At 72.0% G+C, this 1,071-nt stretch carries 1 protein-coding gene; it reads right to left on the bottom strand.

The window, feature by feature from the left end; all coding sequences use genetic code 11:
• Nucleotides 1-1,071, bottom strand: a 1,071-nt coding sequence (locus DPA01S_RS16035) for an HNH endonuclease (RefSeq protein ID WP_157076994.1), incomplete at both ends; no start/stop codon positions are given.

Raw genomic sequence — 1,071 nt, 5'->3', positions numbered from 1 at the left:
GGTCACGATCAGGGTGCCGTCGGGCTCGAGCTTGTAGGTCCAGTCGGAGAAGGTTTTGAACCGGTGATGGCGGCGGCACTGACTGACCAGATTCGCCTCCACCGTCTGGCCGCCGGCGGTGGGGTCGGCGTGGTTGAACGGCACCACATGGTCCAGGTCGCAGTCGTCGGCGGGGACCGTGCACCCGGGGTGCCGGCAGGTGCCGTCGCGAAGCCGGACCCGGCGCGCCAACTCGGCACCGGGCCGGTATCTCAGCGCGGCGGCGGTGTCGTCGGCCGCGCCGAGGCGGGGATCGACCTGCTCGAACGAGGCGCCATCTGAGGTGGCGAGCATCTCCATCAGCGTGTGCAGGGCGGCTTGGCCGGTGCGGGTGAACTCCACCCGCGCGCCGTGGTCGTCGCGGCCGTTGTCGCCGGTGGCGATGACGGTGACCTTCGGCCGCAATACCGGCGCCAGCCCCTGACCGCCGCCAGTGGCGGCGCTCGGGTCGCCCGGGCCGGCGTTACTGTCGGTGCCAGTGTCGGTGCCGGTGCCGGTGTCGGTGTCGGGGTGGGTGGGGGTGTCGCCGCAGATCAGCGACATCAGGGCGTCGGCGCGGCGTTCAGCTTTGGAGTAGCGCGGCTCCGGCTCGGCCGGGGCATCCGGGTCGGCCGCGGCGGCTGCGCCAGTGTCGGCGGCCTGGTGTTCGGCGACCCGCTGGTCGAGGGCCTCGGCCAGCACGGCGGCTTCCTCGGTGGCCAGCAGGGCGGAGACGGTGGACATACCGTCGACGCCTTTGCCGATGCGCACACCGCGGCCGCGGCTGGCGTCTTCCTTGCGCAGGCGGATGGCGTCGGGGTCGTGGCGACCGATGACGGCGTCGATGTCATCGCGCAGGGCCTTATCGCCCAGGCGGATACCGGCGGCGACACCGTTGAGGTAGTCCTCGACGACCTGGCGTTGGACCTTCTCCAACACGTCGCCGCGGACGGTGGCCATCTGCCGGGCCAGCAGTTCGGCGACGCGTTGTTCCATCAGCCCGGCGGCCATGGCCTCGAGGATCGCCGGGTAGCGGGTGTGCAGTTCCCAGGC

The organism is Dietzia papillomatosis NBRC 105045, from assembly GCF_001570845.1.
GTDB classification, from domain to species: Bacteria; Actinomycetota; Actinomycetes; order Mycobacteriales; family Mycobacteriaceae; genus Dietzia; species Dietzia cinnamea.
The sequence above is the reverse complement of the archived record's forward strand: the minus strand, read 5'-3'. Positions and strand labels throughout refer to the sequence as shown.